At 42.0% G+C, this 8660-nt stretch carries 7 protein-coding genes and 1 pseudogene; 3 read left to right on the top strand and 5 right to left on the bottom strand.

Going from position 1 to position 8660, the window contains the following annotated elements:
• Together FTU03_RS13810 and FTU03_RS13805 are read left to right on the top strand one after the other, a co-directional pair.
• A pseudogene (locus FTU03_RS13810) lies at positions 1-172 on the top strand (IS982 family transposase); the annotation flags it as partial.
• Between the two features lie 23 nt (positions 173-195).
• Positions 196-1239, top strand: a complete 1044-nt coding sequence (locus FTU03_RS13805; RefSeq protein ID WP_179993290.1) for a type I secretion C-terminal target domain-containing protein — start codon at positions 196-198, stop codon at positions 1237-1239.
• Positions 1240-1341: 102 nt separating this feature from the next.
• On the opposite strand, the gene FTU03_RS13800 is transcribed toward FTU03_RS13805, so the two are convergent.
• A complete protein-coding gene (locus FTU03_RS13800; protein ID WP_034706330.1) occupies positions 1342-1797 on the bottom strand; it encodes a hypothetical protein in 456 nt (151 codons plus the stop codon).
• An 82-nt stretch (positions 1798-1879) separates the two neighbouring features.
• Positions 1880-2488 (bottom strand): DUF805 domain-containing protein, encoded by a 609-nt coding sequence (locus tag FTU03_RS13795; protein ID WP_159124294.1) that lies wholly within the window; start codon positions 2486-2488, stop codon positions 1880-1882.
• Positions 2489-3014: 526 nt separating this feature from the next.
• Here FTU03_RS13795 and FTU03_RS13790 point away from each other — a divergent pair.
• A complete protein-coding gene (locus tag FTU03_RS13790; protein WP_179993291.1) occupies positions 3015-3605 on the top strand; it encodes a DUF4142 domain-containing protein in 591 nt (196 codons plus the stop codon).
• A gap of 81 nt (positions 3606-3686) precedes the next feature.
• Here the strand turns inward: FTU03_RS13790 and FTU03_RS13785 are convergent, their stop codons facing one another.
• The 3 genes from FTU03_RS13785 to FTU03_RS13780 form a co-directional block, all read right to left on the bottom strand.
• Positions 3687-4970 carry a ribonucleotide-diphosphate reductase subunit beta gene (locus FTU03_RS13785; RefSeq protein WP_004785102.1) on the bottom strand — a complete coding sequence of 428 codons (1284 nt, stop codon included), beginning with the start codon at positions 4968-4970 and terminating at the stop codon, positions 3687-3689.
• A 138-nt stretch (positions 4971-5108) separates the two neighbouring features.
• Positions 5109-5240 (bottom strand): hypothetical protein, encoded by a 132-nt coding sequence (locus tag FTU03_RS16265; protein WP_257218527.1) that lies wholly within the window; start codon positions 5238-5240, stop codon positions 5109-5111.
• Between the two features lie 441 nt (positions 5241-5681).
• The gene (locus FTU03_RS13780; protein ID WP_179993292.1) at positions 5682-8516 is read right to left on the bottom strand and encodes a ribonucleoside-diphosphate reductase subunit alpha; all 2835 of its coding nucleotides are present in this window, start codon (positions 8514-8516) and stop codon (positions 5682-5684) included.
• Positions 8517-8660 lie beyond the last annotated feature (144 nt).

Here is an 8660-nt window from a genome sequence, read left to right as displayed (position 1 = left end):
GCGCAATAAGATAGAGACTTTATTCAGTTTATTGAAAGGTCAGTACAATTTAGTGACAAGCAAAGCACGTAGTGTTCATGGATTTCTAGGAGGGATTTACGCGTCCTTGTGTGCATATCAACTGATCTATAAAAATAAGCCAACAATTCAAATTATGAAGTCATCGGCTTAAGCAGGATTCGGGTTACTTTAGGATTGGGTACAGCATTAGATGCGCTTCTAAATGGAATTTTAGAAGGGGTAGATGGTGCAGGCCAGGCATTATTCGATAACCTGGTTGAACCACTAGTTAGCGATATTTTGCTAGATACCGTGCTTGAAGAAACTGGCCTAACGACTGGTTTAAATACCTTGCTCGGATCATTAAATGCATTGCTAAGTACTTTAGGGCTGGATGATGTTTTACCAGCTGTTGATGGCTTAATAGACCTGATCGCTCAAGAAGCCTTAAGTAATCCATTAACGCTATTTGGTGGAACCACTGCTGAAGTCTACGAAGTCAATGGAGAAATCTACCGTGCAACAGGCAATATTCAGGAAACTTCAGCCGACGGCACACAAGCGGATAATTGGGCGGGTGGCGTATTAACTGAGATTAATGGGCAGCCAGTAACTTTCGATTTAAGTGATGAAGGAGGTAACTTTACCCTTATCGAAGGGACATATGGTGAGCTCAAACTCTATGAAAATGGTAATTTCAGTTATGAATACAATAGTGCAGTAGGACAGGGCCCATTACTGAGTGAAGTATTTGAATATACGGTAACGCGTAATGCGGGACAGGCCGATCAGGAAAGTGCTTCAGCAAATCTGGTGATCAATATTGATCGCGTAAACCAGATTCTTAACTATGCCGACGATCCAGCAGATAACCTGTTACAGGGTGGCGCAGGTGATGACATCCTGACGGGTGGTGCAGGAGCAGACACAGCGATCTATTATTTAATGAATAATGCTGATGCAACAGGCGGTAATGGTACAGATACCTGGACTGACTTCAATGCAGTTGAAGGTGATACCATCGATATCTCTGCATTATTAAGTGATCAGGCAGTAGATGCATCAAATCTGGGGAACTATATCACGCTCGAACAACGTGGAGATGATACAGTCGTGACGATCGATCGTGATGGTTCCGATACCGATACCACCTTTGCGCGCGCTGATTTGCTGATATTGCAGAATGTAGACAGTGCAACTTTACAGCTGGATGACATCATTAAATATAATCCAATCTGATCAGCAGGTTCAGAATGGATGATTTATAAAATTTTATGATGTCATTGAACTTCAATTAAAAAATCCCGCTTAATGCGGGATTTTTTAATTTTACATGGGCATTTAAAGTGTTAAAAACCAGATAGAAGCAGCAATGACGACAATTAAGATAACCAGAAAGATTTTTAGATTGGTTTTAGGATAAGTGGTGCTTAAGCTCGCTTTCGTAATTTCCTGACCTGCGGGATCATACAGAATCACCTTTTGTGCACTATTTTCATAACCTAATTCTAGCAGGGCACGCTGTTCAAGAGCTGTCAGACCCTCTTCAGGCATATCCATAACTTGCAGCAGCGTTGTAGAGCCCCAAAGTTTTTGAACAATTGAAGTAGATACCAGCTGTTTTAGGGTGTCTGAGGCAGCATTAAAGTCGGCAATGATGCTGCGTTCATGCGCATAGGGAACGGGAGGCACCATTGTTTGCACAATCGTGCCCTCATTGTCCATCAGTTGCATTTTATCTTTATAAATTTGCACCCATATTGCATTGGGAAGTTTGGATAACTGATCTTGCAGCATGAATTGCCTACGTATTGCTTTGATATTAAATTAAATAATCTATAAACATATCCCGTATCAAGACGGGATATGTAATGTTCCATTACTTGGCAGGAGCACCATATTCATTATTTTCTTTTTTGGTATCACTTGCCCACCAGATAATGAGTAAAATGGCTCCTATCCCTGTCAGTACAAGCAATTGCCACCATCCAGAGCGTCCAATGTCATGCAAGCGACGTGCCCCTACAGCCAGACTTGGGAGCAGAAGCGCTAAATTTAGCAGGCCATTCACCAAAGGCTTGGTGCCTAAAACTGCATCAATGGCTTCACTAATAATGCTTAAAATTACACAAAACAGCATAAAGAACCAAAATTCTTTACGGCGTGCACGACCTGAAAAGTTTGCATAATTGGTTAGACATTTTACGAACCAATCGATACTGCTGTAATTCTCTTCAGCCTGATCCAGATTGGAATATTTATTAATCTGATTGCTAATGCTTTCTCCCAGATGAATCGAGTTTCCCAAAGCCAGATAAATATCTGCTGCCTGACCGGTTGAGTTAACAATAAAATCAACCCGGTCACCGCGTGAAGGAGGGCGTTGTCCACGCCAGTCTGCACCGCTAAAACTGTAGCGGTTGTTATCATCCCCTGTGATAAAACCCGTATTATCTTGAATAGAAAAATCCAGGATGGAACCTTTCATAAGCCCTCTCTATTTATCTTCTGGCTATTATGGATTTGTATAAATATTATTCATATATGGCCGATAGTAACATAGGAAATTTATTTTGAGATCAAGCTTTTATAAAAATATTTAGGTAATAAATTTTCACTATCTAAAGCTAGAAGTTCTGATTAATAAGAAGTTGATTTAGCCGATAACGAATAATTTAGTTAAATTTAGATTTTCTTAATTTGTTGAATAATAAGGAATGATTTAATGGAGCAAAACTAAGATAAGTTTAATAAGGCTAAAAATATACTGAAATTTATAAAATATAATTTAAATCAATAACTTAATTAATTTTAGTATTTTATTCAATATAAATATATTGCGAATTTTTACGTAGAGTTTGAATAAGAAACTAATCCCCAACAGACTTTGCTTAAGTTAATAAATGCTTATATATTGATCTCATAAAACAACTTAAACATTACACTATTTTTTTAGTGAATTCACCTATTTTATAAAGGCTATTTTAATTAATAAAACATTAAAGGGTGTCATGATGAAAGCTATTCCAATGAAGAAGATGATTAACTGCGTTGCGATGAGTGGTGTATTGCTATTCACTGCTGGTCAAACAATGGCAATGAATCAGCAATCTTCAACTGCTGCTCAAGCAAATTCTAAAGCATCAAATGACAGCCGAATGAATTTAACTGAGAGCCAAGTGATTAAGGTTGTAAGTACGGTCAATAACGGTGAAATTAAACAGGCAAAAACAGCTTTGCCAAAACTTAAAACAGATGACGCACGTAAGTATGCGCAAATGATGATTAGCGAACATACAGCGAACGAGAAAAAAGGCCAGGCTCTGGCAGACCGTTTAAAATTAACTCCTCAAGCAAGCAGTCTCAGTACGGCATTGCAAAGCGATAATGACAAGATTGTTACTGACCTGAGCAAGCCATCTGCAGCCGATAAAGACTATATGATGAGTCAGGTTGAAGTACATCGTAAAGCCCTGAACACTTTGGATACACAATTGATTCCAAGTGCGAAAAATGCGGAATTAAAAAGCATGTTGACGCACACCCGTACTGCGGTAGCGACACATCTGAAAAAAGCTGAACAAATCGTTGAAAAGATGAAATAAGTTAAGCATTCATCCAATAAAAAAACCGCCATTTTAGGCGGTTTTTTTGATCATAATACTTTATATATTATGTGATATTTCTTACCAGCTTAACGCGCCACCAGTTTGATAATCTGTTACGCGAGTTTCGAAGAAGTTCTTCTCTTTACGTAGATCCATCATTTCTGACATCCACTGGAATGGATTGTTCACACCAGTAAACTGTTCAGGCAAGCCTAACTGGCTCAAGCGACGGTTACAGATAAATTTCAGGTATTCTTCCATCATACCGGCATTCATGCCCAATACACCGCGTGGCATCGTGTCACGTGCATATTCGATTTCAAGCATGGTGCCTTCAAGGATCATCTGAATCACTTCTTGCTGGAATTCAGCAGTCCACAGATGTGGGTTCTCGATCTTGATCTGGTTGATCATATCAATACCGAAGTTCAGGTGCATAGATTCATCACGCAGGATGTACTGGAATTGCTCAGCAACACCATTCATCTTGTTACGACGACCCATAGACAGAATTTGGGTGAAACCGCAGTAGAAGAAGATACCTTCAAGTACACAGTAGAATGCGATCAGGTTGCGAAGCAAGATCTGGTCGTTTTCTGGTGTACCGGTTTTGAAAGTAGGATCACTTAGAGATTGTGTATATTTCAGGCCCCAAGCCGCTTTACGTGCAACTGATGGGACTTCGCGGTACATGTTGAAGACTTCACCTTCGTCCATACCTAAAGACTCGATACAGTACTGGTAAGCATGCGTATGAATCGCTTCTTCAAATGACTGACGCAGGATGTACTGACGGCATTCAGGGTTGGTGATGTGACGGTAGATCGCCAATACCAGATTGTTTGCTACTAGTGAATCCGCGGTAGAGAAGAAACCAAGTGAACGCATCACGATGGTACGTTCATCTTCAGTCAAGCCATTTTCAGACTTCCACAACGCGATGTCGTGGTTCATGTTGATTTCTTGAGGCATCCAGTGGTTCGCACAACCATCCAGATATTTCTGCCAAGCCCATTCGTATTTGAATGGCACTAACTGGTTCAAGTCAGCACGGCAGTTGATCATACGTTTATCATCAACCTGTACACGCTGTGCGCCCATCTCAAGTTCTTCAAGACCAGGCGCAACGTCCAGTTGGTCTAGGGAAGCAGATGCTCTTGCCAGTGAATCGGTTGAATTTGATCCTGCGCTTCGAGGGGCTGCAGCGGGTTGTGCAGCTGCCACATTCGACGATGTGTTGCTTGCATCAGATACCATCTGCGGATTAGCCGTTTTTTTCGGCTCGACGGGCGTAGGCTGCTGTTCAGGTGCAGCCGGTTTTTGCGAATCATCTTCGAAATCGTCCCAACTTAGGATAGACATATCAATTCTCTCTAGTTGCTTTATATCTTTTATTAGACATCCAGCAGTGCTGAGATGTCTTACTATACGCTCAATTTGTGTAAACAAAATTAAGTTTTGTCGATGAATGCTCTGAATTTGTTCAGAGATAAATCCCCACTACTTATTTTGTTTACGCTGTTGCTGGCGAACTTTAAACCAGAAGTAAGCAATCGGTGCGTAAAAGGTAATGGCAAAGGAAAGGATCAATGCCACAAGTCCTAACATGTAATTGTGAGTCATATGGGGCATTGAGGTTTCCTTTATTGTTAAATATTAAATCCTCCCCAAACCCATCCTTTAATAAAGGAGGGGGATTTCCGTGAATTCTTTTGCTTACACGGAAGTCCCCCTTTGGAAAAGGGGGATTTAGGGGGGATTTTGTATTAAGTAACTACCTGAGTAGTTGACTTAAGATTTTTTATGTTTTGTTCATTTGCTTGGTTTATCGAAACCAATATTGCAACTGAGCAAGGTAATAAGCATGTGAAGCAAAAAATCTGAATTTCCTTGCGTACAATGCGAACTTTCTTTTTAAATTCTTTAAGCTTTTTCGACATGTTCTATTCCTTTACGGAATCAATCATGACGAATTAGCAAAAGTGAGTTCTTATGCTAACCGCTCATAAGAATCAACCATTGCTAATTCGCAATATAAGAGATAAATCTCGGTTGATTCCTAATCCAGCTAACTTACTGACAAGCCTCACAATCAGGATTATCAATTGAACATGCTTGTGGCACTGGCGCTGCTTGAGTGAAACCTTCTTCCTCTACAGGCGCTTCAGGTTTTTTCTCTTCAACCACTGGCGCTGCAACTACAGGAGCCGCAACAGTTGCAGGTTTAACTGCATTCAATGCACCAGTATTAATGGTTGATTTTTCAGCAGAAGTTGCACCTAATGCACGTAGGTAGTAAGTGGTTTTCAGACCACGTAACCAAGCCATCTTGTAAGTGATGTCCAGTTTCTTACCGTTTGCACCAGCGATGTACAGGTTCAGAGATTGCGCCTGATCGATCCATTTTTGACGACGAGAAGCAGCATCTACGATCCAGCGTGGCTCAACTTCAAACGCAGTCGCAAAGATCGCTTTCAATTCTTCAGGAATACGAGAAATCTTTTGTACTGAACCTTCAAAGTGTTTCAGGTCATTGACCATCACTGCATCCCAAAGACCACGTTCTTTCAACGCACGTACCAGGTACGGGTTGATCACTGTGAATTCACCAGACAGGTTAGATTTCACATACAGGTTCTGGAATGTAGGCTCAATGGATTGAGACACACCACAAATGTTCGAAATAGTTGCAGTTGGCGCAATCGCCATCACATTCGAATTACGCATACCGTCTTTTTGAACTTTGGCACGTAAAGTGTCCCAGTCCAGACGTTGTGTGCGGTCTACTTCAAACATGCGTTCTGGACGAGTTTTCGCAACCAGGTCAAGTGAGTCGATTGGCAGAATACCTTGATCCCACAGTGAACCTTTGAATGTTTCATACGTACCGCGTTCAACAGCAAGGTCACTTGAAGTTGAAATTGCGTAGTAAGAAATCACTTCCATTGATTCATCAGCAAACTCAACCGCAGCGTCAGAACCGTAAGCCATACCCATTTCGTAAAGCGCATCCTGGAAGCCCATGATACCCATACCGACTGGACGGTGTTTCAGGTTCGAGTTACGTGCTTGTGGAACTGCGTAGTAGTTGATGTCGATCACGTTATCGAGCATACGAACCGCAGTTTTTACTGTACGAGCCAGTTTTTCACGATCCAGCTTGCCGCCTTGAATGTGTTGTACCAGGTTGATCGAACCTAAATTACATACTGCGATTTCTTCTTTGCTGGTGTTCAGGGTGATTTCTGTACACAGGTTAGAAGAGTGAACCACACCTACGTGTTGTTGTGGTGAACGCAGGTTACATACGTCTTTGAACGTGATCCATGGGTGGCCTGTTTCGAACAGCATAGACAGCATTTTGCGCCACAAATCTTTTGCACGGATTTTCTTGTGCAACATGTTTGTTTCTTTGGCAATGCTTTCGTAGTAAGCATAACGCTCAGCGAATTCTGCACCAGTCAGATCATGAAGATCAGGCGTTTCAGAAGGTGTGAACAGTGTCCATTCAGCATCTTCGAATACACGTTGCATGAACAGGTCAGGAACCCAGTTCGCAGTGTTCATGTCGTGAGTACGACGACGGTCATCACCCGTATTCTTACGCAGCTCAAGGAATTCTTCGATATCCAGATGCCAGGTTTCCAGGTATGCACATACCGCACCTTTACGTTTACCACCCTGGTTTACTGCAACAGCAGTATCGTTGGCAACTTTAAGGAATGGCACCACACCTTGAGACTTACCGTTTGTACCTTTAATGTAAGAGTTCAGGGCACGAACTGGAGTCCAGTCATTACCTAAACCGCCTGCCCATTTAGACAGCATTGCGTTATCACGCATCGCGCCATAGATGTCAAACAGATCATCATCAATTGTAGTTAAGTAGCAGCTAGATAACTGTGGACGTAGCGTACCTGAGTTGAACAGGGTAGGCGTAGACGCCATGTAGTCGAAGCTAGACAATAAGTTATAGAACTCGATTGCACGGTCTTCACGGTTATCTTCGTTCAGGGCAAGACCCATAGACACACGCATGAAGAACAATTGCGGCAATTCGAAACGCACGCCATCTGAGTGGATAAAGTAACGGTCAAATAGGGTTTGCAGACCTAGGTAAGTGAACTGGTTTGAACGTTCTGGTTGAATCGCTGCAGCCAGCTTAGCCAGGTCAAAGTTTAACAATTCAGGTGAAAGAAGCTCTAACTCAATCCCTTTTTTCAGGAAAGTTTCAAGTGCATCACCTTCATTAGTATCAGTGGATAGACCCAAGAACTCTAAACCGGTAGCCACCAGGTCATCACGCAACAGACGTGCAGTCACATAAGTATAGTTAGGTTCTTGCTCAATACGGGTACGAGTTGCCATCATCATGGTTGTAGAGATGTCAGACTCTTTTACACCGTTATAAAGGTTTTTTACGGTCTCATCGACAATCGCCTGTACGTCGATCCCTTCAAGGCCTTCAGCAGCACGAGTCACAGTCGCAGTCAATTCGCTTAAGTCAAGCGGCTTTAACTTACCTTCTGCATCAGTGACTTGCAGTGTAGGGTGATGGTTGGCACCTAACTGTTTGCGCGCTTCAGAACGTTGTTCACGGTAGATGACATAGGCACGTGCAACTTTCTGTTCGCCAGTACGCATCAGCGCAAGTTCAACCTGATCCTGAATTTCTTCGATATGGATCGTGCCACCCGATGGTAAACGGCGTTTGAATGTATTCAGAACCATTTCCGTTAATTGTTCGATACGGTCGTGTATACGGCTCGAATCTGCACTTTGCTGGCCTTCTACTGCCAAAAATGCTTTTCCAATTGCAACAGAAATTTTTTCTGCATCAAAAGCGGCAACATCACCGGTGCGTTTAATCACCTGAAGTTGACCCGGAGTGGACGTGATTACGCTCATGTTAGCATAGCTCCATTGTCATCTATTTTTATGTTTATGGACCGTTTGAACTGGGCAAAAATCGTGCCACAGTGTTCGAGGAATAAACACAAGACCTAGTGGTTATAAAATTAATTGAACACAAGATACGGGAAAATTTAGGGT

Origin of the sequence: Acinetobacter sp. YH12046 (assembly GCF_013419905.1) — a bacterium.
Taxonomy (GTDB): domain Bacteria; phylum Pseudomonadota; class Gammaproteobacteria; order Pseudomonadales; family Moraxellaceae; genus Acinetobacter.
This window is presented reverse-complemented; position numbering and strand designations above follow the sequence as displayed.